22 protein-coding genes and 1 pseudogene are annotated in these 23,223 nt (G+C 64.1%); 9 read left to right on the top strand and 14 right to left on the bottom strand.

The features are described from left to right. Position 1: 1 nt before the first annotated feature. From rodA to lipB, 6 genes are all read left to right on the top strand, one after another. Positions 2-1,105: a rod shape-determining protein RodA gene (gene rodA, locus GYB81_RS20575; RefSeq protein WP_178101898.1), complete on the top strand. Its 1,104-nt coding sequence runs from the start codon at positions 2-4 to the stop codon at positions 1,103-1,105. A gap of 18 nt (positions 1,106-1,123) precedes the next feature. Continuing rightward, positions 1,124-2,134, top strand: a complete 1,011-nt coding sequence (gene mltB, locus GYB81_RS20570; protein WP_161867458.1) for a lytic murein transglycosylase B — start codon at positions 1,124-1,126, stop codon at positions 2,132-2,134. Then, on the top strand, positions 2,131-3,144 hold the full coding sequence (locus tag GYB81_RS20565; protein ID WP_161867459.1) for a septal ring lytic transglycosylase RlpA family protein: 1,014 nt from the start codon (positions 2,131-2,133) through the stop codon (positions 3,142-3,144). Before mltB ends, GYB81_RS20565 begins: the two co-directional genes overlap by 4 nt. 108 nt (positions 3,145-3,252) lie before the next feature. Next, complete coding sequence (locus tag GYB81_RS20560) at positions 3,253-4,428, top strand: D-alanyl-D-alanine carboxypeptidase family protein (protein ID WP_161867460.1); 1,176 nt, start codon at positions 3,253-3,255, stop codon at positions 4,426-4,428. Between the two features lie 219 nt (positions 4,429-4,647). Beyond that, positions 4,648-4,926 carry a DUF493 domain-containing protein gene (locus tag GYB81_RS20555; RefSeq protein ID WP_161867461.1) on the top strand — a complete coding sequence of 93 codons (279 nt, stop codon included), beginning with the start codon at positions 4,648-4,650 and terminating at the stop codon, positions 4,924-4,926. Positions 4,927-4,931: 5 nt separating this feature from the next. After that, positions 4,932-5,549 (top strand): lipoyl(octanoyl) transferase LipB, encoded by a 618-nt coding sequence (gene lipB, locus GYB81_RS20550; RefSeq protein ID WP_161867462.1) that lies wholly within the window; start codon positions 4,932-4,934, stop codon positions 5,547-5,549. Positions 5,550-5,613: 64 nt separating this feature from the next. Here lipB and lipA read toward each other — a convergent pair whose 3' ends face one another. From lipA to leuS, 6 genes and pseudogenes are all read right to left on the bottom strand, one after another. Further along, on the bottom strand, positions 5,614-6,666 hold the full coding sequence (gene lipA, locus GYB81_RS20545; RefSeq protein ID WP_161867463.1) for a lipoyl synthase: 1,053 nt from the start codon (positions 6,664-6,666) through the stop codon (positions 5,614-5,616). Positions 6,667-6,809: 143 nt separating this feature from the next. After that, positions 6,810-8,066 (bottom strand): lytic murein transglycosylase, encoded by a 1,257-nt coding sequence (locus tag GYB81_RS20540; protein WP_161867464.1) that lies wholly within the window; start codon positions 8,064-8,066, stop codon positions 6,810-6,812. Positions 8,067-8,147: 81 nt separating this feature from the next. Continuing rightward, positions 8,148-8,294: pseudogene (gene arfA / locus GYB81_RS20535) on the bottom strand (alternative ribosome rescue factor ArfA); the annotation flags it as partial. A 118-nt stretch (positions 8,295-8,412) separates the two neighbouring features. After that, positions 8,413-9,441, bottom strand: a complete 1,029-nt coding sequence (gene holA, locus GYB81_RS20530) for a DNA polymerase III subunit delta (protein WP_161867466.1) — start codon at positions 9,439-9,441, stop codon at positions 8,413-8,415. A gap of 53 nt (positions 9,442-9,494) precedes the next feature. Continuing rightward, positions 9,495-10,106, bottom strand: coding sequence for an LPS-assembly lipoprotein LptE (locus tag GYB81_RS20525; protein ID WP_178101896.1), 612 nt, complete (start codon positions 10,104-10,106; stop codon positions 9,495-9,497). 54 nt (positions 10,107-10,160) lie between these two features. Then, positions 10,161-12,773, bottom strand: a complete 2,613-nt coding sequence (gene leuS, locus GYB81_RS20520; protein ID WP_161867467.1) for a leucine--tRNA ligase — start codon at positions 12,771-12,773, stop codon at positions 10,161-10,163. 178 nt (positions 12,774-12,951) lie between these two features. On the opposite strand from leuS, the gene GYB81_RS20515 reads away from it, so the two are divergent. Both GYB81_RS20515 and GYB81_RS20510 read left to right on the top strand, forming a co-directional pair. Further along, complete coding sequence (locus GYB81_RS20515) at positions 12,952-13,380, top strand: TFIIB-type zinc ribbon-containing protein (protein ID WP_161867468.1); 429 nt, start codon at positions 12,952-12,954, stop codon at positions 13,378-13,380. 289 nt (positions 13,381-13,669) lie between these two features. After that, entirely contained in the window at positions 13,670-14,440 is a 771-nt protein-coding gene (locus tag GYB81_RS20510) for a YdcF family protein (protein WP_161867469.1), read from the top strand. A gap of 128 nt (positions 14,441-14,568) precedes the next feature. On the opposite strand, the gene lnt is transcribed toward GYB81_RS20510, so the two are convergent. From lnt to miaB, 5 genes are all read right to left on the bottom strand, one after another. Then, positions 14,569-16,089: an apolipoprotein N-acyltransferase gene (gene lnt / locus GYB81_RS20505; RefSeq protein WP_178101900.1), complete on the bottom strand. Its 1,521-nt coding sequence runs from the start codon at positions 16,087-16,089 to the stop codon at positions 14,569-14,571. Positions 16,090-16,184: 95 nt separating this feature from the next. Beyond that, positions 16,185-17,024, bottom strand: a complete 840-nt coding sequence (locus GYB81_RS20500) for a CorC family transporter (protein ID WP_161867471.1) — start codon at positions 17,022-17,024, stop codon at positions 16,185-16,187. 166 nt (positions 17,025-17,190) lie between these two features. Next, entirely contained in the window at positions 17,191-17,658 is a 468-nt protein-coding gene (ybeY, locus tag GYB81_RS20495; RefSeq protein WP_161867472.1) for an rRNA maturation RNase YbeY, read from the bottom strand. Beyond that, positions 17,651-18,643, bottom strand: coding sequence for a PhoH family protein (locus GYB81_RS20490; protein ID WP_161867473.1), 993 nt, complete (start codon positions 18,641-18,643; stop codon positions 17,651-17,653). The genes ybeY and GYB81_RS20490 overlap by 8 nt, the downstream gene beginning before the upstream one ends. 86 nt (positions 18,644-18,729) lie before the next feature. Next, positions 18,730-20,073 carry a tRNA (N6-isopentenyl adenosine(37)-C2)-methylthiotransferase MiaB gene (gene miaB / locus GYB81_RS20485; protein WP_161867474.1) on the bottom strand — a complete coding sequence of 448 codons (1,344 nt, stop codon included), beginning with the start codon at positions 20,071-20,073 and terminating at the stop codon, positions 18,730-18,732. A 175-nt stretch (positions 20,074-20,248) separates the two neighbouring features. Between miaB and GYB81_RS20480 the strand changes: the two genes are divergently transcribed. Next, positions 20,249-20,572, top strand: a complete 324-nt coding sequence (locus GYB81_RS20480) for a DUF1820 family protein (protein ID WP_013717157.1) — start codon at positions 20,249-20,251, stop codon at positions 20,570-20,572. A gap of 80 nt (positions 20,573-20,652) precedes the next feature. Here the strand turns inward: GYB81_RS20480 and GYB81_RS20475 are convergent, their stop codons facing one another. The 3 genes from GYB81_RS20475 to hemL form a co-directional block, all read right to left on the bottom strand. Beyond that, positions 20,653-21,201 carry a tetratricopeptide repeat protein gene (locus GYB81_RS20475; RefSeq protein ID WP_161867475.1) on the bottom strand — a complete coding sequence of 183 codons (549 nt, stop codon included), beginning with the start codon at positions 21,199-21,201 and terminating at the stop codon, positions 20,653-20,655. A 94-nt stretch (positions 21,202-21,295) separates the two neighbouring features. Next, a complete protein-coding gene (locus tag GYB81_RS20470; protein ID WP_161867476.1) occupies positions 21,296-21,928 on the bottom strand; it encodes a DUF6962 family protein in 633 nt (210 codons plus the stop codon). Next, entirely contained in the window at positions 21,928-23,217 is a 1,290-nt protein-coding gene (hemL, locus tag GYB81_RS20465) for a glutamate-1-semialdehyde 2,1-aminomutase (RefSeq protein ID WP_161867477.1), read from the bottom strand. The genes GYB81_RS20470 and hemL overlap by 1 nt, the downstream gene beginning before the upstream one ends. Positions 23,218-23,223 lie beyond the last annotated feature (6 nt).

The raw sequence follows: 23,223 nt of genomic DNA, 5'->3' as shown, positions 1-23,223 counted from the left end.
ACTGCGCCGGCGCGCCAGCCTGCTGCAGCGCCTGCATATCGATGGCTGGCTGCTGTTGCTGCTGCTTATCCTGGGCACCGGCAGCCTGTTCATCCTCTATTCGGCCAGCGGCAAGAACATCGACCTGTTGCTCAGGCAGGCCTCCTCTTTCGGCATCGGCATGCTCGCGGTGGTGGTGATCGCCCAGTTCGACCCGCGCTTCATGGCGCGCTGGGTGCCGCTGGCCTACGTGATAGGCGTGGTGCTGCTGGTAGTGGTTGAGGTGATGGGCCACACCGCGATGGGCGCGACGCGCTGGATCAACATACCTGGGGTGATCCGCTTCCAGCCCTCGGAGCTGATGAAGATCATCATGCCGATGACCATCGCCTGGTACATGGCGCGACACAACCTGCCGCCGCGTTTCAAGCATCTGGTCGTCAGCCTGGCGATGATCGGCGTGCCGGTGGTGCTGATCGCCAAGCAGCCGGATCTGGGTACTTCGTTGCTGATCCTCGCCTCGGGGGCTTTTGTGGTCTTCATGGCCGGTCTGCAATGGCGCTGGATTTTCGGTGCGGTAGCCGCCGTAGTGCCGGTTGCGGTGGGCATGTGGTTCTTCCTCATGCACGACTACCAGAAGCGCCGCGTGCTGACCTTTCTCAACCCGGAAAGCGATCCGTTGGGGGCGGGTTGGAACATCATCCAGTCAAAGGCTGCGATCGGTTCCGGCGGCGTGCTCGGCAAGGGTTGGTTGCTGGGCACTCAGTCGCACCTGGATTTTTTGCCGGAAAGCCATACGGACTTTATCATTGCCGTGCTCGCGGAGGAGTTCGGCCTGGTTGGCGTCTGTCTGTTGTTGCTGCTCTATCTGCTGCTGCTGGCGCGCGGCCTGGTGATCACCGCCCAGGCGCAGACGCTGTTCGGCAAGCTGCTGGCCGGGGCGCTGACCATGACCTTCTTCGTCTACGTATTCGTCAACATCGGCATGGTCAGCGGGCTGCTGCCGGTGGTTGGGGTGCCGCTTCCGTTCATTAGCTATGGCGGAACCCACCTGGTCACGCTGTTGTCAGGCTTCGGGATATTGATGGCGATCCACACCCACAGAAAGTGGATCGCTCAGGTTTGATTTGGGGGTTTTGAGTCAATGCATTCTCTGCGCAGTTGGGCCGCTCGTACGTTCATCGGAGTCGGCATCGCCGGCATGCTCGGAAGCGGCGCCCAGGCGTTGGCGGCCGACTATCAGAACTCGCCGCAGGTGACCGAGTTCGTCGAGGAAATGACCCGTGACTACGGTTTCGCCAGCGAGCAGTTGTACGCGCTTTTCGCTGATGTCGAGCGCAAGCAGGCGATTCTCGATGCCATTTCGCGTCCGGCAGAGAAGGTCAAACCCTGGAAGGAATACCGGCCGATCTTCATAACCGACAAGCGCATCGCCCAGGGCGTGGAGTTCTGGAACAAGAACCAGGCTGCGTTGCAGAAGGCCGAGGCCGAGTATGGCGTACCACCGCAATTCATCGTCGCCATCATCGGTGTAGAAACCTTCTACGGCGGCAATACCGGTAGCTGGCGGGTGATGGACGCATTGTCGACCCTGGCCTTCGATTATCCGCCGCGCGCGCCGTTCTTCCGTAAGGAGCTGCGCGAGTTTCTAATGCTGACCCGCGAGGAGCAGGTCGATCCGCTTTCGCTCAAGGGCTCCTATGCTGGTGCCATGGGCCTGCCGCAGTTCATGCCGAGCAGCTTCCGCGCCTACGCCGTGGACTTCGATGGCGACGGCCACATCAACATTTGGAGCAACCCGACCGATGCCATCGGCAGCGTTGCCAGCTATTTCAAACGCCACGGCTGGCAGGCCGGCGGGCAGGTGGCCAGTCGCGTCGAGGTCAGCGGAGCACGCATCGACGAAGGCCTGACTCAGGGCCTGGACCCGGTGAAGAATGTCGCCGAACTGCGCGAACTGGGCTGGAAGAGCCGGGACAAGCTGGCCGAAGACGTACCGGTGACGGCGTTTCGTCTGGAAGGTGCCGAAGGCGACGAATACTGGTTCGGTTTGCCCAACTTCTACACCATCACCCGCTACAATCGCAGCGTGATGTATGCCATGGCGGTCAACCAACTGGCCGAGCTACTGGTCGAAGCACGGGGTAATCGATGAGTGCGTCCAAACTGCTGCCGCTGGCAGCCTGCGTAACGGCAGCGCTGTTGCTGGCGAGCTGCTCTTCCAACCGGGCACCGCAACCTGCGGTGACGCCCGGTCAGTCGGCCGGTATCTCCGGCCCGGATGATTTCAACCGTCCGCATCGCGATGGCGCGCCCTGGTGGGATGTCGATGTCTCGAAGATCCAGGACGCCATTCCCATGCCGCACTACGGGCCGGTCAAGGCCAGCCCCTACGTGGTATTCGGCAAGCAGTACTACCCGATCCAGGATGCCCGTCGCTATCAGGCGGTCGGCCCCGCTTCCTGGTACGGCACCAAGTTCCACGGCCAGGCCACGGCCAACGGCGAGACCTACGACCTGTACGGCATGACTGCGGCGCACAAGACCCTGCCGCTACCCAGCTACGTGCGCGTGACCAACCTGGAGAACGGCAAGGTGGTGATCCTGCGGGTCAACGACCGTGGGCCGTTCTACTCCGACCGCATCATCGACCTGTCCTTCGCTGCGGCGAAGAAGCTGGGCTATGCCGAGAAGGGCACGGCGCGGGTCAAGGTCGAGGGCATCGATCCCCACGAGTGGTGGGCGCAGCAGGGCCGCCCGGTGCCGCTGGTACTGGCCAACAATCAGCCGGCCAAGGCCGCCGTTGCCAAACCCGTCGCACAGCCTGCACCGCAGGTCGTCGAGCAGTACGCGCCGCCACCTGCCCAGCACGCCGCTGCGGTGGTGCCGGTGCAGATCGACGCAAAAAAAAACGATTCACTCGGAGCCTCTGGCCTGTATCTCCAGGTGGGAGCCTTCGCCAATCCGGACGCTGCGGAGCTGCTCAAGTCCAAGCTGACCCAGACCAGCAGTGTGCCGGTGTTCATCAGCTCAGTGGTACGCGACCAGCAGATTCTGCATCGGGTCCGAATGGGGCCGATCAGCAATCAGGGCGAGGCTGAGCAGCTGCAGAGCAGCGTGCGCCTGGCCAACCTTGGCCAGCCCACGCTGGTCCGCGCCGACTGATGGCAACTTAACCGGCTTTTGCCGGACTAATCCGAGGCTTGCCTGGTGGCGAGTCGAAAGATGGCCCCTCGGGGCCGTACAACCCATGCAACGATTTTCGAGAGACGGATGAACATCACCAGCTTCGTGCAACGTGCTTCACTGGTTCTTACCCTTCTGGCCGCGCCACTCGCCATGGCCAACCAGCAGGTGGTGCCTGCGGCGCCGCAACTGGCCGCCAAATCCTACGTTCTGATGGACGCTGCCAGCGGCAATGTCCTGGTCGAGAACAACGCTGACGAGCGCCTGCCACCAGCGAGCCTGACCAAGCTGATGACTGCCTACATCGCCACGTTGGAAATCCGCAATGGCAAGATTGGCGAACAGGATCTGGTAACCATCAGCGAGCACGCCTGGCGTACCGGCGGTGCCGCTTCCGGTGGTTCCACCATGTTCCTGCCGGTGAACAGCCAGGCCACGGTCGACGACCTGCTGCACGGCATCATCATCCAGTCCGGCAACGATGCGAGCATTGCCATCGCCGAATACATCGCCGGCAGCGAAGACGCCTTCGCCGACATGATGAACGCCACTGCCGAGCGCCTGGGCATGAAGAACAGCCACTTCATGAACGCCACTGGCCTGCCGCATCCCGAGCACTACTCCAGCGCCCATGACATGGCGATCCTGGCCCGCGCGATCATCAATGAAGACGCCGAGCACTACGCGATCTATTCGCAGAAGGAATTTCTCTGGAACAACATCAAGCAGCCCAACCGCAACCTGCTGCTGTGGCGTGACCGTACCGTCGACGGTCTGAAGACCGGGCACACCTCCGAGGCCGGCTACTGCCTGGTGGCCTCGGCGGTGCGTGATGGAGCGCGCATGATCACCTCGGTATTCGGTACCGACAGCGAGCAGGCCCGTGCTGCGGAAACCCAGAAACTGCTGACCTACGGCTTCCGCTTCTTCGAAAGCCGCACCTTCTATCAGAAAGGGACCGAGCTGGCTCAGGCCACTGTCTGGAAGGGCGCCGCGAACCAGGTCAAGGCCGGTCTGGCCGAGGACCTGACCATGACCCTGCCCAAGGGCCAGCTGGAAAAGCTGCAGGCCAGCATGACGCTCAACCCGCAGCTAGTCGCGCCGATCCAGCAGGGCGACGTGATCGGCAAGGTCGAAGTCAAACTGGGTGACGAGGTGGTGCGCAGCACCGATCTGGTGGCCCTGCAGTCTGTAGAAGAAGGTGGCCTGCTGCGCCGTCTGTGGGACAGCATCCGCCTGTTCTTCTTCGGTCTGTTCAACTGACCGCAGACGTCGGCAGCGACCCTGGTTGTCGCTGAGCATTGAAAACGGCGGAGCAGGGCCCATTTACCTCTGGTAAAGGGCACTGCTTCGCCGTTTCATTCAACCTGTTTGCAGGTTGCTGCGCCCCTGTGCTGACCGCCTCGTCGAGGCGCCTGACTTATCCAGTCCGCTCCAATCCGGGGCGGCCCTTTCTGGACGGGCCACACGCCCGCTGATGACATGACCGATAGCGACGTTCAACCACCCAAAATCGAATTCCCCTGCGAGCGTTACCCGATCAAGGTAATAGGCACTGCCGGCGACGGTTTCTCCGATCTGGTGATCGAAGTGATCCAGCGTCACGCCCCGGACCTGGATGCCTCGACCCTGGTAATGCGCGACAGCCGCAATGGCAACTTTCTGTCGGTGCAGGTGCTGATCACTGCGACCAGCGTCGAGCAACTGCAGGCGATTCACGTCGACCTGCGGGCCACCGGCCGCGTGCACATGGTGCTGTGATCCTCATGCCCGAGCTTGTCGTGCGTCATCTGGGGCTGGTCGAGTACCAGCCCACCCTGGAAAGCATGCGCCAGTTGACGCGCGAGCGTGACGAGCAGACGGCGGACGAGATCTGGCTGCTGCAGCACCCCAAGGTGTTCACCCAGGGCCAGGCCGGCAAGGCCGAGCACCTGCTGGCACCGGGCGACATTCCGGTGGTGCAGGTCGAGCGCGGCGGCCAGGTGACCTATCACGGCCCTGGCCAGCTGGTGGCCTACCTGATGCTCGATCTGCGCCGCCTCGATCTCGGCGTGCGCGAACTGGTCACCGCCATGGAACAGAGCCTGGTCGATCTGCTGGCCGGCTACGGTATCGAGGCTGCGCCGAAGGCCGATGCGCCGGGCGTGTACGTGGCAGGCGACAAGATTGCGTCCCTGGGCCTGCGTGTCAGCCGTGGCTGTTCCTTCCACGGCCTGGCGCTGAACGTCGATATGGACATGACGCCCTTCCTGCGCATCAATCCGTGCGGCTATGCCGGACTGAAGATGGTGCAGATGCGCGATCTGCTGTCAGCGCCGCCTGCGTTCGACGAGGTGGCGCAACGCCTGGAGCAGGCCCTGCGCCAGAGGCTGGGATATCGGTAAAGCATTAGGCTGAAAAGCAGAAAGGGGCGCCATGGCGCCCCTTTCTTCTATCCAGCGATAGCCGTCAGTTCAGGTTCAGTGCCGGAATCAGGCTGGCGTTGACTTCCTGGCCTGGCACCGGAACCGGAGCGGCGAGGCCCAGATTGTTCTTCTCGAACACACGGTCGGCGCGGTAGCTCGAGCGCACCAGCGGGCCGGCGGCGACTTCCATGAAGCCTTTCTCCAGGCCGATGTCGCGCAGGCGGTTGAACTCTTCAGGGCTTACCCAGCGCTGCACCTTGAGGTGGTTGCGGGTGGGTTGCAGGTACTGACCGAGGGTGAGGATGTCCACGCCGATGGCGCGCAGGTCATCCATGGTCTCGATGATTTCTTCATCGGTTTCGCCAAGGCCCAGCATCAGACTGGTCTTGGTCAGCACGTCCGGACGGTGCTTCTTGGCGTGTTCGAGGACCTTGAGGGTCTTCTCGTAGCCGGCACGCGGGTCACGGACTACGTGGGTGAGGCGTTTGACCGTCTCGACATTCTGCGCGAAGACTTCCAGACCCGAATCGACGACACGCTCGATGGCCTGGTGATCGCCATCGAAGTCCGGGGTCAGGGCTTCGACCACCACTTGCGGTGTGTTTTCCTTGATCGCGCGTACGCAGGCCGCGTAGTGGCCGGCTCCGCCGTCTTCCAGATCGTCGCGGTCCACCGAGGTGAGCACGATGTAACGCAGGGCCATCAGCTCCACCGACTTGGCGGTGTTCTGCGGCTCTTCCAGATCCAGCCAGCCATTGGGGTTACCGGTGTCTACGGCGCAGAAGCGGCAGGCGCGAGTGCACACCGAACCCATCAGCATGATGGTGGCGGTACCGTTGGACCAGCATTCGCCCATGTTCGGACAATGCGATTCCTGGCACACGGTGCTCAGGCGGTGCTCGCCGACGTTGCGCTTGACCGCCTCGAAACGGCTGCCACCCGGGGCCTTGACCCGCAACCACTTGGGCTTGGGTTCGAAAACCTGGGGTTCGGCCGAGGCGCGGCGCTTCTGACCATCCTTGATCGCGGTGATGCCTTGGGCGGTGCGGAATTTTTCGCCGCTGGCGACGGATTTGGGCGAGGAAGTGTCGGACATCGGAAATCTGGGCTCCGGTAGAGGCTCCGTGGGCAGGTGGCTTTTGGCCGCCCGCCAGTCTACCACAGAAGGTGTATGCAGACGCTGAGGCCACCTGTCGACAAACGCATCGGCGAGGCGGCTGCTGTCAGCAGCGCCTGGTCTCAGCGAGCGCGCAACTGTTGCAACAGCTCGGTCGTCGGGTAGCCATCGGCAGGCCAGTTCAGCTGCAACTGCAGGGCGCGGATGGCCTTGCGCGTATTGGCGCCGATGATGCCGTCAGCCGGGCCGGGATCGAATCCCGCCCTGGTCAGCAGTTCCTGCAGTTCCACGCGTTCGCTGCGGCCCAGCTGGCGCTCGCCGCGTGGCCACTGTCCTTTGACTTCGCTTGGACGCAGCAGGTTATCGGCCAGCAGGCCGATGGCCAGTGCGTAGGAGGTGGAGTTGTTGTACTTGAGAATGCTGCGGAAATTGTCCAGCAACAGGAAGGCCGGGCCACGATGGCCGGCGGGCAGCTGCAGGCTGGCGCGGGCATTGGCGGCTGCACCGGTGGGCGCTAACGGGCGCACGCCCAGCTCGGCCCACTCGGCCAGGCTGCGGCGCTGTTCCGGGTCGGCCAGCGAATAATCGAAGCCGTTCGGCAGGCTCACTTCGAAGCCCCAGGGCTGGCCGCGCTGCCAGCCGGATGCCTGCAGGTAATGAGCAGCCGAAGCCAGGGCATCGGTCGAGGAGCCCCACAGATCGCGCTTGCCGTCACCGTCGAAATCCACTGCATGCTGGTTGTAGGTGGTCGGCATGAACTGGGTCTGGCCCATGGCGCCGGCCCAGGAGCCAATCATGCGTTCGCTGGTGATGTCGCCGTTCTGCAGGATTTGCAGCGCGGCCAGCAACTGCACGCGCCAGAAGCCCTGGCGGCGGCCATCGTAGGCCAGCGTCGCGAGGGAGCGAATCACGCTGTGGCTACCGATGTTGTTGCCGAAATTGCTTTCCAGACCCCAGATGGCCACCAGGATCGGAGCTTCCACGCCGTACTGCTGCTCGATGCGTTGCAGCACCAGGCTGTGCTGCGCCAGCAACACCCGGCCGCGACCGATACGGCTGGAGGAAACAGCGCCGTCGAGATATTCCCACACCGGGCGGGTGAATTCGGGCTGGCTGCTGTCGGCCTTGAGCACCGCCGGGTCAGGGGTAACGCCGGCGAATACGCGATCGAACAGCGCGGCGTCGATACCGGCGGCAATCGCTTCGTTGCGCAGCGCCTGTCGCCAGTCGGCGAAACTGGCCAGCGGTTCTTCGACTGTGGTCTGGGCCGCAGCCGGGGGCGTTGCGGTAGGCAGGTTTTCCGCCGGGGCCTGGGCGCAGGCCGCCAGCAGCAGGAGAGGAAGCAGGGCCAAGGCGCGACGCGGAAGCTGGTGTGGCATGTCTATCTCAAGGCGTTTAAGCAGGCTGCTACCTTAGCATGCCCGCGCCGGATTCTGGGCTACCAGCGTAGCGAAGAAGCCCATAAAGCAAGAAGCCTCCCAATTGTGGGAGGCTTCACGGCGGTAGCTGCCTTTGCCTTTCTGTGGCCGTTCCTGACGGGAGCGAAACAGGGGCTGGGCGACGATGGATTTGGCCTTGTTCGGCCGTTTGCCGGCTTTCTTGCTCATGGCGTTTCCTCATGCGAACTGGCCTGCGCCAATGCAGACGGCGCGGACTATGCGCCGCTGTACGGAAAATGTCCAGATTGCGGTCTGAATGGAGCTACATGGAAGCAGGCAGCAACAATTACAGGCGCAGGCGCTGTCCGGCCAACTGCAGGGTCAGCATGGCCAGGTCGCTCCACGGATCACCAGGGGCCTGGCCCTTGATCTGCGCGTCGATCAGCTGCGCCTGCTGCAGCAACTGGCCCCAGCGCTTGGCGCTATGGCGTTGCAGGGCTTTGGAGACCAGTGGCCTGCGTTTGTCCCAGACCGGCGGGCGGGCGCTGGAAAAGGCTTTGTCGAGCGGGACGCCCTGGCTGTACTGATGGGCGATGCTGGCCAGCAGGCGAATCTCGCGGGCCAGCGCCCAGAGGATCACCGGCGTTTCCACGCCTTCGCCACGCAGCCCCTCGAGCATGCGCAGGGCATGTGCAGCGTCGCCGCCCAGTGCGCAGTCGATCAGACCGAATACGTCGAAGCGGGCGCTGTCGGCAACGGCGGCCTGAACGGTTTCGGCATCGACCTGGTTGCCCTCGGCAAGCAGCTTGAGCTTTTCCACTTCCTGAGCAGCGGCCAGCAGGTTGCCTTCCACCCTGGCCGCGATCATTTCCACCGCATCCGCGCTGGCATTCAGGCCGGCCTGAGCCAGGCGCTGACGGATCCACTGCGGCAACTGGTTGGCATCCACCGGCCAGATCTGGATGAACTGGCTCGCCTGGCCGTCGATCAACGCTTTGGCCCATTTGGATTTCTGCGTGCTGCCGTCGAGCTTGGGCAAGCTCAGCAACAGAACGGTGTCTTCCGGCGGGCGGGCCAGGTATTCCAGCAGCGCTGCGGCACCCTTGTCGCCTGGCTTGCCTGAGGGCAGGCGCAGCTCCAGCAGGCGCTTCTCGGCGAACAGCGAGAGACTGGCGCCGGCCTGCAACAGGTTGCCCCAGTCGAAGTTGGCCTCGGCATTGAACACCTGGCGTTCGCCGAAGCCCTGCTGCCGGCAGGCGTTGCGGATGGCGTCAGCGCTTTCCTGGCAGAGCAGCGGTTCGTCACCGCTGATCGCATAGACAGGTGCAAGCGAGCCTTGCAGGTGTTTGCCGAGCTGGGCGGGAGCGAGCTTCATCGAGGCGAGGTCATGAGGCGGGTGGCGAGGGCCGCAGGCGCGGCCCCGGTGCCTTACTGGATTGGCAGTTCGATCGGCGACTGCTGCGGCGCGACCTGGCTCTCACGAGCGCGGCGAGCCGCTTCCAGCGCTTCGGCTTCCGCCTTGGCGCGGGCTTCTGCAGTCTGCTGCAGCTGGTCGAGCTGGGCCGGGGTGATCTGCTGCAGGCTCTGGGTGAGCTGCTGGATCATCTCGCGACGCAGTTCGCTGCGCAGTTGCGCAGCCTCCTGGTCGGAGCCGGCCAGGTTGTTGTCATCCTGCTGGTAGTAGTTCTGTACTTCCACCTTGTTGCCGGTCAGCAACAGGTTCTGCGCGCCGCGGATCTCGTAGTCCAGTGCCATGGTCAGTTCGTACTCGGCGGTACGAGCGCCGCTGCTGTAGCTGGCGCTGCGACGATTTTCGGTTTCACGAGTGATCACCAGCTTGTAAGGCGCGCCGGCGTAAACGCGAACATCGTTGTCCTCCAGCACTTCACGTACCTGCTGCACGGTGTCGCCGTAGGCGTCGCGCGCGGTGACGTCGAGCTCCTTGAGGGCGAACTGCACATCGCCGGTGCCACGCAGCTGGAAGCCACAGGCGCTGAGCAGGCCGGCCAGGCCGATGACCAGCAGATTCCGTTTCATCATTCTCATATCCCCTTGGCGGATCACGGCGCCACACATGTGTGGCGCCGAGCTTAATCAGTTGGCGACTATATTGACCAGCTTGCCTGGCACCACGATGACCTTGCGAATGCTCAGGCCTTCGGTGAAGCGCAGCACGTTCTCGTTGGCGCGGGCGGCGGCCTCGACGTCCTCGCGCGAGGCGCTGGCCGGAACTTCGATCTGCCCGCGCAGCTTGCCGTTGACCTGCACCACCAGGGTCAGGCTGTCCTGCACCAGGGCGGATTCGTCGACCTGCGGCCACTGCGCGTCGATGACCGCATCGCTGTGTCCCAGGCGCTGCCACAGTTCGTGGCTGATATGCGGGGTGATCGGTGCCAGCAGCAGGGTGACGATCTCCAGACCTTCGTGCACCAGCGCACGGTCCTGTTCGGTCGCGGTGGCGGCCTTTTCCAACACGTTCATCAGGGTCATCACCTGGGCGACGGCGGTGTTGAACTTGTGATGCTGGCCGATATCGTTGCTGGCCTGCTTGATCGCCAGGTGAATGGCGCGGCGCACGGCCTTCTGCTCGTCGTTCAGGCCGGCGACATACAGCTTGCCCGGCAGACCGGCGCTGACATGGCCGTGGGCCAGGCGCCAGACGCGGCGCAGGAAGCGGTTGGCACCCTCGACGCCGGCATCCGACCATTCGCAGCTCTGATCGGGCGGCGAGGCGAACATCATGAACAGGCGGCAGGTGTCGGCGCCGTATGCATCGATCATGTCCTGCGGGTCGACGCCGTTGTTTTTCGACTTGGACATCTTCTCGGTGCCGCCGATTTCCACCGGCAGACCGTCGCTTTTCAGCTTGGCGCCGATGACCTTGGCCTTGGCGTCACGCTCGACTTCCACGTCGGCCGGGTTGAACCAGTCCTTGCCGCCGTTTTCCAGGGTGCGGTAGTAGGTCTCGGCGACCACCATGCCCTGGGTCAGCAGGTTCTTGAACGGCTCGTTGGACGACACCAGACCTTCGTCGCGCATCAGCTTGTGGAAGAAGCGCGCGTAGAGCAGGTGTAGGATGGCGTGCTCGATGCCGCCGATGTACTGATCCACCGGCAGCCAGTGGTTGGCCGCTTGCGGGTCGACCATGCCGCCCTCGTAGTTCGGGCTGGCGTAGCGGGCGAAGTACCAGGACGACTCCACGAAGGTGTCCATGGTGTCGGTTTCGCGCTTGGCCGGGGCGCCGCATTTCGGGCAGCTGCACTCGTAGAACTCGGGCATCTTGGCCAGCGGGCTGCCTGCGCCATCCGGCACCACGTCTTCGGGCAGCACCACCGGCAGCTGGTCTTCCGGCACCGGTACGTCGCCGCAGCTGTCGCAGTGGATGATCGGGATCGGGCAGCCCCAGTAGCGCTGGCGGCTGATGCCCCAGTCGCGCAGGCGGAACTGGGTCTTGCGCGCACCGTGCGCGCTGGCTTCCAGATCACCGACGATGGCGTCGAAGGCAGCGCTGAAATCCAGACCGTCGTACTTGCCGGAGTTGATGGTGGTCAGGCCGGCCTTGTCGCCGTACCAGTCCTGCCAGGTGCTGGCGTCGTAGTCCTTGCCTTCGCCGGTGTAGACCTGTTTGATCGGCAGGTCGTACTTGCCTGCGAACTCGAAGTCGCGCTCGTCATGCGCCGGCACGGCCATCACCGCGCCTTCGCCGTAGCCCCACAGCACGTAGTTGGCGACGAAGACCGGCAGCTTGTCGCCGGTCAGCGGATGAATGACGAACTGGCCGGTGGCCAGGCCTTTCTTCTCCATGGTGGCCATGTCGGCCTCGGCCACGGAGCCGGCCTTGCATTCGGCGATAAAGGCGGCGATGGCCGGATTGGATTCAGCAGCGCGCTGGGCCAGCGGGTGTTCGGCGGCCACGGCAACGTAGGTGGCACCCATCAGGGTGTCGGGGCGAGTGGAGTAGACCTTCAGCTGACCATCGATGCCGATGCTGGAGACGTCGTAGTCGAACACGATGTCGGCACCGAAGCTCTTGCCGATCCAGTTGCGCTGCATGGTCTTGACCTGCTCGGGCCAACCATCCAGCTCGTCCAGGCTGCTCAGCAGCTCATCGGCGTAAGCGGTGATCTTGAAGTAGTACATCGGGATTTCGCGCTTCTCGATCAGCGCACCCGAGCGCCAGCCGCGGCCGTCGATGACCTGCTCGTTGGCCAGTACGGTCTGGTCCACCGGGTCCCAGTTCACGGTGCCGTTCTTGCGGTAGATCACGCCCTTTTCGAACAGGCGGGTGAACAGCCACTGCTCCCAGCGGTAGTAGTCCGGCTTGCAGGTGGTGACTTCGCGCGTCCAGTCGATGGCCAGCCCCAGCGATTTGAGCTGGGACTTCATGTAGGCGATGTTCTCGTAGGTCCACTTGGCCGGCGCCACCTGGTTCTTCATCGCGGCGTTTTCCGCCGGCATGCCGAAGGCATCCCAGCCCATCGGCTGCAGCACGTTCTTGCCCTGCATGCGCTGGTAGCGCGCGATCACGTCACCGATGGTGTAGTTGCGCACGTGCCCCATGTGTAGCTTGCCGCTGGGGTAGGGGAACATCGACAGGCAGTAGAAGGTGTCCTTGCCGGGCTGTTCGCTGACGACGAAGGAGTTCTGCGCGTCCCAGTGGGACTGCGCGGCGGCTTCTATTTCACGGGGCGAGTACTGTTCGTGCATGGCTCTGGCGCTGAAGGAATGGGGCTTGCGGAAAACGTCGTAGCATACATGAGCGCCGTCTATCGAGGGAAACCCAGATTGCGCTGCGTCCGCCGTTTGTCGCGGCGCCGGGCTGCACCCATTGCCTTCGCTAAGCTTGATTCAAGGCCCGCGGTTTTCAGGGCTCGCGAGGTGTCAGATGGTCGATGCACGGCAGGCGGAACGGAGCGGTGGTCTTTACGAGCGGCTGCTGCACAGGCTTGCCCTGGCACTGGAGGAGGCCGATACCGCCAGCCGCCTGCACGCAGAGCCGCTGCGCGAACTGGAGCTGGATGGGCTGAGCCCGGCGGAGCTGGAACTGATCCGCGCCTATCTCAACCGAGACCTGCACTGGCTGCGCGGCTGGCACGCGGCGGCCGAGGAACTGGCGCTGATTCAGCGTCAGCCATTGCGCAGCACCAAGGCCGCGGGTGGCAAGCCGCTGGGCAAGCTCAAACCCTTGATGAAGCGTCGCCAGGCGCTGTGTTGCGCACTCTGCGGTGCGCCGGTCAGCTGGCATCGCGGGCAGGATGCGCGAGCCTGCCAGGCTTGCGGTTCTAAGCTGTTTCGCAGCGGCAGTTCCCGTTAGCAGGCCGTTGAAAAACGTAGGCGAGGCAGCCAGTGCAATACCGATGGCGGCCCCGCAAAAACAGGCGAAAAACGGCCGGAGTCGCGCTCGACTTTACGAGCTGTAAATGAGCATTTTGATGGGGGCGCCTAGCTCGGACTCGCGCACGAGCCTGTTTTTAACGCAGCAATGGCAACGCAGGTAGTTTTCAACAGCCTGCTAGATCGCATTGGCCGCAGTTGCGGCCGGGCTTGGTGTCTCGCCTGATTTTCTGACGAGCTGTTAGGCTTGGGCGCCCGGGAGGTGCCTGATGCCGATTCGCTACATCCTCAAACAACTGCTGATGCCGCCATGCATCCTGCTTCTGCTGATGCTGCTGGGCTGGTGGCTGCGCCGCCGCTTTCCGCGTTTGGCTTTCACCTGCTTTGCCACCGGCTTTGGCGGACTCTGGTTGATGAGCCTGCCGGCGGTGATGCAATGGAGCGCGGGCCTGCTCGAACGTGAGCCGGTGCTGGAGGAGGCGCAATGGGCGACGCTGGCGCAGCGCGCCGATGCCATCGTGATTCTCGGCGCCGGGCGCGAGCAGAACGATCCGGGCTGGGGCGGAACCGATCAGCCGGGGCTAATGGCCCTGGAGCGCCTGCGCTATGCCGCTCGCCTGGCGCGCGCATCCGGGCTGCCGATGGCGGCTACCGGTGGCCTGCATTACGGCCAGCCGCCCAGTGAAGCGGCGCTGATGGCCGACTCCATGAAGCGCGATTACGCTCTGGAGATTCGCTGGCTGGAGGAGCAGAGCCGCACGACTTGGGAAAACGCGCTGCTGAGTGCCGAGCTGTTGCAGCCGCAGGGCGTGCGTCGCGTGGTGCTGGTCACCCAGGCCTGGCACATGCCACGGGCACGCTGGAGTTTCGAGCAGGCCGGCTTCGAGGTGATCACTGCACCGATGGGCTATCTCAGCGCCGGTTATGAACGCCCGCTGGGCGGCTGGCTGCCGGAGTCGCGGGTGATCTGGCAGAGCAGTCAGTTGCTCAACGAGGCCATCGGATTGCTCGTCTACCCGCGGGTATACGGCGCTGACTGAGGCTGAGCGTTCGCGTAGGAGCGGCTTCAGCCGCGAGCTGGGCTGGCAGTGCGTAGCCCGGATGCAATCCGGGGAATCGTGGCGCTAACTCCCGGATTTCATCCGGGCTACGCTCGCCAGCAGGCGGCCTACACCGTCTTGGCCATGCGGCTGGCCAGCAGCGCCCAGCCCAGCAGCAGGGCACAGAGAACCGCCAGCGGCCAGATGCGCCATTGCAGGTAGGGCGTCAGCCCCTGCATCGGCGCCACTTCCCCGTAGAGCACGCCTTGCTCGAACTGTGGCAGTGCCGTCTGGATTCTGCCCTGCGGGTCGATCACCACGGTCATGCCGTTGTTGGTGGCGCGGATCATCCAGCGCCCGGCTTCCAGTGCGCGCATCTGCGCCATCTGCAGGTGCTGCAGCGGGCCGATGGAGGTGCCGAACCAGGCGTCGTTGCTCACCGTCAGGAGGATGTCGCTGTCTGCCGCCAGCGCCGCGGCAAATTCCGGGTAGACCACCTCGTAGCAGATGAACGGCGCGATGCGATGCCCCTTGGCCAGTAGCGGTGGCTGGTCGGCCGGGCCGCGGGCGAAGTCGGACATGGGCAGGTCGAAGAAGGCGATCAATCCGCGCAGCACTTCCTGCAGCGGCACGTACTCGCCGAAGGGCACCAGTTTCTGCTTGAGATAGGTGCCCTGGCCTTCGCCGAAGCTGGTAATGGCGTTGTAGTAACGAATCTCTCCACGCTCGTTGGACTGCCGCACCGGCACGCCGGTGATCAGTGCACTGTTGCGGTCACGGGCGAAGCGATCCATCACGCCGATATAGCCCTGGGCCATGTCCTTGAGCACCGGTATGGCGGTCTCCGGCCAGACCAGCAGGTCGACCTGCCTGGAGCTGAAACTGAGATCACGATACAGCGCCAGTTGCGCGTTGAGCTGGGCCGGGTCCCATTTCAGGTTCTGTTCGACATTGCCCTGTACCAGAGCGACGGTCAGGCTGTCGCCTGCTGCGCGGGTCCACTCGTGACCCTTCAGGGCCAGGCCGGCGAGCCAGGGGCTCAGCAGCAGAAGCAGGGCGCAGACGTAGCGCGGCTTGTGCGCACGCAGACGCTCCAGATTGATGATCAGCGCCGCCGACAGGGCGATGACGAAGGACGCCAGCCAGACGCCGCCGACCGGTACCAGACCACTCAGCGGGCCTTGGAGCTGGCTGTAGCCGGCGTAGAGCCAGGGAAAACCGGTAAGGAACCAGCCGCGAAACACCTCCTGCACGACCCACAGCGCGGCGAACGCCAGGGCGTCGGCCAGCGGTGCTTCGCTGCGGCGTATCCAGCGCGCCCACAGCGCGGCGGTCAGGGCGAAGAACAGGCCCAGTCCGGCGACGAAGCCCAGGGTGAGAACGCCTGCCAGCGCCGGCGATGCGGCGCCATAGTCGTGGATGCTGACATACACCCAGCTGGTGCCGGCAGCGAACAGGCCGAAGCCGTAGCTCCAGCCGCGCAGCGCTGCCTGGCCTGGGCGCAGTTCGCGCAGGCCGAGATAGAACAGGGCGATGGACAGCACCACCAGCGGCCACAGGTCGAAGGGGGCGAGCGCCAGGGTGGTCAGGGCGCCGGCGCCGCAGGCGAGCAGGTGGCCGGGCCAGCCCGGACGAGTGATCCATTGCAGCATGGGGTGATCCTTGGAATCGGGGTGGCGCAAGGGTAGAGCGGAAATGGCGCAGGGGGAAGCGGCCGCCCTCGCTGGGCAAGGGCGGCTAAGGCTCAGCGGCTGACCGGCGTCAGGCGCAGCAGGTGGATGCGGCGGCTGTCGGCGTTGAGCACGCGGAAGCGGAACTCGCCGATCTCGGTGACCTCGTTGCGCTTGGGCAGGTGGCCGAACGCATTCATTACCAGACCGCCGACGGTGTCGTACTCATCGTCGGAAAACTCGCTGTCGAAGGTCTCGTTGAAGCTGTCGATGGGCGTCAGTGCCTTGATCAGGTAGTCACCGGACGGCAGCGGCTTGATGTAGCCGTCTTCCTCGACGTCGTGCTCGTCCTCGATGTCGCCGACGATCTGCTCCAGCACGTCCTCGATGGTCACCAGGCCGGCGACGCCGCCGTATTCGTCGATGACCACGGCCATGTGGTTGTGGTTGGCGCGGAACTCGCGCAGCAGCACATTCAGGCGCTTGGACTCGGGCACGAAGGTGGCCGGGCGCAGCAGGTCCTTGATGTTGAAGTTGGGCTGTTCGCCCTGCAGGATCAGCGGCAGCAGATCCTTGGCCAGGAGGATGCCGATGACATCGTCGAGGCTTTCGCCGATCACCGGGTAGCGCGAGTGCGCGGCCTCGATGATGGCAGGGAGGAATTCGCGCGGGCTCTGACTGGCCCTGATGCTGATCATCTGCGAGCGCGGCACCATGATGTCGCGTACCTGCAGGTCGGCGACCTGAATGGCGCCTTCGACGATGGCCAGCGCTTCACTGTCGAGCAGTTTGTTCTGGTGGGCTTCGCGCAGGACTTCCAGCAGTTCCTGGCGGTTTCTCGGCTCATGAGCAAAAGCCTGGGTCAGCTTGTTGAACCAGGACTTCTGCTCGTTGCTCGATCGGTCTTCGCTCATGGCGTTTTACTCGGGGTTCCTTGTCAGGAAAAGTTATTGGCTATGTACGCGTTAGCTGTTGAGGTCGCAAGTAGGCTTTTGTAGGAGCCACGCCCTCGGTGCGAACGGACAGGGCAGCAGCGATCTCGCGCCGCTGCGACTATCGTTTCGCGCCGGGGCGGCGCTCCTACAAGGTAGGTCGGTCATCGTCGGCATACGGGTCGGGGTGACCCAGTTCGGCGAGCAATTGTCGTTCCAGTTCTTCCATCTCGAGGGCTTCGTCTTCCTCGATATGGTCATAGCCCAGCAGGTGCAGGCAGCCGTGGATCACCAGGTGCGCCCAGTGAGCTTCCAGCGTTTTGCCCTGCTCGGCCGCTTCGCGCTCGACCACCGGCCCGCAGATCACCAGATCGCCCAGCAGCGGGATGTCGAGAATCCCATCGGGAATCTCGGCGGGGAAAGACAAGACGTTGGTGGCGTAGTCCTTGTGCCGCCAGGTGCGGTTCAGCTCGCGGCCTTCTTCCTCGTCGACCAGGCGGATGGTCAGCTCCGAATCGGCCGTGCGCTGGCGCAGCGCCAGTTCGCACCAGCGGCGCAATTGCGCTTCATCCGGGTGCTGGCCGTCAGTGGCCAGTTGCAGGTCCAGTTCAAGCATCGTTGCCGTCGCCCTTGCCATTCAGGCGCGCGTCGTGGCGCTCGTAGGCTTCGACGATGCGCTGCACCAGCGGGTGGCGTACCACGTCCTTGGGCTTGAAGTGGGTGAAGCTGATGCCGGGCACATCGCGCAGCACTTCGATGACGTGCGCCAGGCCGCTCTTGGTGCCGCGTGGCAGGTCGACCTGGGTGATGTCGCCGGTGATCACCGCAGTGGAGCCGAAACCGATACGGGTGAGGAACATCTTCATCTGCTCGACGGTGGTGTTCTGACTCTCGTCGAGAATGATGAAGCTGTTGTTAAGGGTGCGGCCACGCATGTAGGCCAGCGGCGCGATCTCGATCACCTGCTTCTCGATCAGCTTGGCGACGTGATCGAAGCCGAGCATTTCATAGAGTGCGTCATACAGCGGGCGCAGGTAGGGGTCGATCTTTTGCGCCAGATCGCCTGGCAGGAAGCCGAGCTTCTCGCCGGCTTCCACCGCCGGGCGCACCAGCAGAATGCGCCGCACCTGCTCGCGCTCCAGCGCATCGACGGCGCAGGCCACGGCCAGGTAGGTCTTGCCGGTGCCGGCCGGGCCGATGCCGAAGTTGATGTCGTTGTCGAGGATGGCCTTGACGTAGCGCTGCTGGTTGGCACCGCGCGGTTTGATCACCCCCTTCCTGGTACGCAGGGTCACCTGCGGCACATTGCTGGGGTTGACCAGTTCTTCGATACCGGATTCCTGCAGGTAGAGGTGCACCAGATCGGGCGACAGTTCGGTGGCTTTGGTTTCGCGGTACAGCTTGCGCAGCAGGGTCTCGGCGGCCTGGGTCTTGTCGGCGCTGCCGAGCATTTCGAACTGGTTGCCACGGTTGCGGATTTCCAGGCCGAGGCGCTCTTCGATCAGGCGCAGGTGCTCGTCGAACTGGCCGCAGAGGTTGGCGAAACGGCGGGCCTCGAAGGGTTCGAGGGTGAAACGATGCGGTTCTAGAGAGGCGTTCAAGGTGATGGTGTGATCGTCACTTGTCTGGGGTTGAAGGGCAGCATAACGCCGGTCGCCCACAACGCAAAGTGTGGGCGCCTGCGCCTTTAGTTGAGAGTGCTGGCATCCAGCAAAGTGCCGCGCAGCGAATGGGGCAGGGCATCGTCGATGTGCACGTCGACGAACTGGCCGATCAGGCGCGGGTTGCTTGCGCGGAAATTGACGATGCGATTCTGCTCGGTGCGGCCCTGGAGCATGCCCGGGTCCTTCTTCGAGTAGTCGCTGACCAGGATGCGCTGCACCGTGCCGACCATGCGTCGGCTGTTCTCGAAGCCGTTCTGGTTGATGCGGTGCTGCAGCAGGGCCAGGCGCTGCTTCTTCACCTCTTCCGGTGTGTCGTCGACCAGATCGGCGGCCGGGGTGCCGGGGCGCGAGCTGTAGATGAAGGAGAAGGAGAAGTCGAAGCCGACATCCTCGATCAGCTTCATGGTCTGCTCGAAATCCTTTTCGGTCTCGCCGGGGAAGCCGACGATGAAGTCCGAGCTGATCAGGATGTCCGGCACGGCGGCGCGCAGCTTGCGGATGCGCGACTTGTATTCCAGAGCGGTGTGGTTGCGCTTCATCGCCGCGAGGATGCGATCCGAGCCGGACTGCACCGGCAGGTGCAGGTATTTCACCAGCTGCGGGATCTCGGCGTGGGCCTGAATGATCGCGTCGGAGAACTCCAGCGGATGACTGGTGGTGTAGCGGATGCGCTCGATGCCGTCGAGCGCCGCCACGGCATGCAGCAGCTCGGCAAAGTCGGCGATATGGCCGTCCGGGGCCTGCCCGCGATAGCCGTTGACGTTCTGCCCGAGCAGGGTGACTTCCTTCACGCCCTTCTCGGTCAGGGAGGTGATTTCCATCAGCACGTCGACCAGCGGGCGGCTGACTTCCTCGCCGCGGGTGTAGGGCACCACGCAGAAGGTGCAGTACTTGCTGCAGCCTTCCATCACCGAAACGAAGGCGCTGGGGCCGTCGACGCGCGGCTCGGGCAGGCGGTCGAATTTCTCGATCTCGGGGAAGCTGATGTCCACCTGGGCGGTCTTGGTCACGCGTGCGGCGTCGATCATTTCCGGCAGGCGGTGCAGGGTCTGCGGGCCGAAGACCACGTCGACATAGGGGGCGCGGTCGCGAATGGCGGCGCCTTCCTGGCTGGCCACGCAACCGCCGACACCGATCACCAGGTCCGGGTTAGCCTGCTTCAGTTCGCGCCAGCGGCCGAGCTGGGAAAACACCTTGTCCTGCGCCTTCTCGCGGATCGAGCAGGTATTGAGCAGGATCACGTCGGCTTCTTCGGGTTTTTCCGTAACCTCCAGAGCCTGATGCTCGCCCAGCAGGTCGACCATGCGCGAGCTGTCGTACTCGTTCATCTGGCAACCGTGGGTTTCGATATAGAGCTTCTTGGTCATGGCACTGTCTGAGGTGGTTAAAAAATGACCGCGCATTATAGGGGAGAGGTGGGCGGCAGGCTACAAGCTTGCGGCCACGGCAAGCGCGTCGTCGTCCATCGCCGGATTGCGTCCGGGCTACGCGTGCGGCGCTGTGCTATCCTGCGCGCCCCGTTTTTCCTGCTTTCGAGTCTCCATGAGCAAGCGCGATCCCATCTACAAGGTGATTTTCCTCAACCAGGGCCAGGTATACGAGATGTATGCCAAGCAGATCTACCAGAGCGATCTGTGGGGCTTTCTGGAGGTGGAGGAGTTCGTCTTCGGCGAACGCAGCCAACTGGTGGTCGATCCCAGCGAGGAGAAGCTCAAGGCGCAGTTCGAAGGCGTTGTGCGCAGCTTCGTGCCGATGCACGCGATCATCCGCATCGACGAGGTGGAGCGCCTGGGCACGGCGAAGATCAGCGAGGCCAAGGGTGGCGGCAACGTGATGCCGTTCCCCATGCCGATGCCGGATAAATAGGCTACAGGCTACAGGCCAAGCAGTGTGCGAGGCAGGGCATAACCCGAGTCAGGGCTTTCCGCTTTTAGCCTGCCGCTCTTTCAGGGTAGCGGCGAGAAGGGCGAGCGACCTTCGGCGGTTTGCAGCTCCAGCAGGTAGCTGCGGAAGATCTGCCCCAGCACCTGGCTGGCGATTTCCAGTTCATCGCGACGCATCTGTGCCGATACCACATCGGCGCTGTCCATGGCTTCGTCCGAGCCATTGACCGATGCCATCTTCAACACGATGTAGGCCTGCACGTTGTTGGCCGGTACGCCTTCGCCACGGAAGAACATGGTGCCCAGACGCAGTTGCGCTTCGGCGTGGCCCTGCAGCGAGGCGCGTTCGAACCAGGTCAGCGCCTGCTTGAGATCGCGCGGGGTGCGTTTGCCGTCGTAGTAATACTCGCCCAGCTCGAAGGCGGCCTGCATGTTGCCGGCGCGCGCCATTTCCTGGCAACTGGCCAGGGCATCGGGCATTTCTTCGGGAGAGGCGTTCAGGGCACAGCTGCCGCTGGCAGGGATCAGCAGAGAGTTGCCGCCTGCGAACGCAAACAGCGGGAGGAAAAGCAACAGGCAGCCCAGGGACAGGGTGCGGCCGGTGCGGTTCATCTGGATAACGGGACCTCGGCAGTTCAGGTCGGGTGACGTGCCCGGTCGGCGCAAAACGTGCCGACCGTCGCATTATGAATAAACCGCGCGCTTGTTACAAAGGCTGTTTATTCGCGTTTCCTGGCAGGCTCAACAGCAGCCATGCCAGCAACAGATAGGCCGGTATCAGCAGTACGTGGAACAGGTCGAGACGGCGCAGCGGTCCGATCATGCCCTCGGTGCCGACCGCCAGGCCGGCCATCAGGAACAATCCCACCACAATAGCGGCGCTGATCGCCGGCGCGCGGCGCGGCCATTGGACTGCGCCGGCATAGAGAATCAGCACCAGCGCGGCCAGGTTCAGCGCCAGGCGGTAATCCTCCAGATAGCCCATCTGCCGAAACAGCTCGAAGAAGGCGCACAGGCCGAGGACGATTCGTCCCCAGTTCGGCCGACTCCAGGCCCAGCCGCGACCCAGTGCCAGTGCCGCGGCGCCAAGCAAAGGCAGGCCGAGAAAACTGCTGGCCTGGGTGAGCCACAGATGCGCGGCCTGCCAGCTCGGATCGAAGCCGTAGCGAATCACGCCGGCGCCGGCCGCCGCAGCCGGCAGCAGGAAGCCAAGCAGGGCGCAGAACAGCGCCGGCTGATCGCCCTCGCCGTAGCGCCCGCGCGCCCGGCCGATCCACACGACGCAGACGGCGCAGGCCAGGGCCAGCAGCGCATCACTGAAGACAGTGCTGTATTGCATCAGGCTTTTTTCAGCTCGGCGAAGGCGCGTTCGGCGGCGGCGAAGGTGATCTCCAGCTCCTTGTCGCCATGGGCGATGGAGGTGAAGCCCGCTTCGAAGGCGCTTGGCGCCAGGTACACGCCACCTTCCAGCATCAGGTGGAAGAAGCGGTTGAAGCGCGCGCTGTCGCTGGCCATCACGTCGGCGAAGGTGACGATGTCGTCGGCGCCGCTGAAGTACAGGCCGAACATGGCGCCCGCCTGGGTGGTGACGAAAGGAATGCCGGCGGCATCGGCGCGCTGCTGCAGACCCTCGAGCATGCGCGTGGTGTAATCGGTCAGCTCGGTGTGGAAGCCCGGACGGCTGATCAGCTTCAGCGTGGTCAGACCGGCGGCCATGGCCAGCGGGTTACCCGACAGGGTGCCGGCCTGGTAGACCGGGCCGAGCGGGGCGATGCATTCCATGATCGCGCGCTTGCCGCCGAAGCAGCCCACCGGCATGCCGCCGCCGATGATCTTGCCGAAGGTGGTCAGGTCCGGGGTAACGCCGTAGTGCGCCTGGGCGCCGCCGAGGGCGACGCGAAAACCGGTCATCACCTCGTCGAAGATCAGTACCACGCCGTGCTTGTCGCACTGCTCACGCAGGCCTTGGAGAAAGCCCGGCGCCGGCGGCACGCAGTTCATGTTGCCGGCCACCGGCTCGACGATGATGCAGGCGACTTCCTGACCCACCTGCGCCAGGCACTCGGCCACGGCGCCGGTGTCATTGAACGGCAGGGTCAGGGTGTGCTTGGCGAAGGCCGCCGGCACGCCCGCGGAGTTCGGCACGCCCTGGGTCAGGGCGCCGGAGCCGGCCTTGACCAGCAGGCTGTCGGAGTGACCGTGGTAGCAGCCCTCGAACTTGATGATGCTGTCGCGGCCGGTGTAGCCGCGGGCCAGGCGGATGGCGCTCATGGTCGCCTCGGTGCCGGAGCTGACCATGCGCACCATTTCCATCGACGGCACCAGGCTGCATACAAGCTCGGCCATCTCGGTTTCCAAGGCGGTCGGCGCGCCGTAGGACAGGCCATGCTCCAGCTGGCGGCGCACCGAATCGAGCACGTCCGGGTGGCTGTGGCCGAGGATCATCGGACCCCAGGAACCGACATAGTCGACGTAGCGCTTGTCGTCTTCATCCACTACGTAGGCGCCTTCGGCGTGCTTGAAGAACAGCGGCGTGCCGCCGACGCTGCGGAAGGCGCGCACCGGCGAGTTGACGCCCCCGGGGATATGTTTCTGGGCGTTGGCGAAGAGAATTTCGGAGCGGGACATGGCAAG

The organism is Pseudomonas yangonensis, from assembly GCF_009932725.1.
GTDB lineage: Bacteria > Pseudomonadota > Gammaproteobacteria > Pseudomonadales > Pseudomonadaceae > Aquipseudomonas > Aquipseudomonas yangonensis.
The sequence above is the reverse complement of the archived record's forward strand: the minus strand, read 5'-3'. Positions and strand labels throughout refer to the sequence as shown.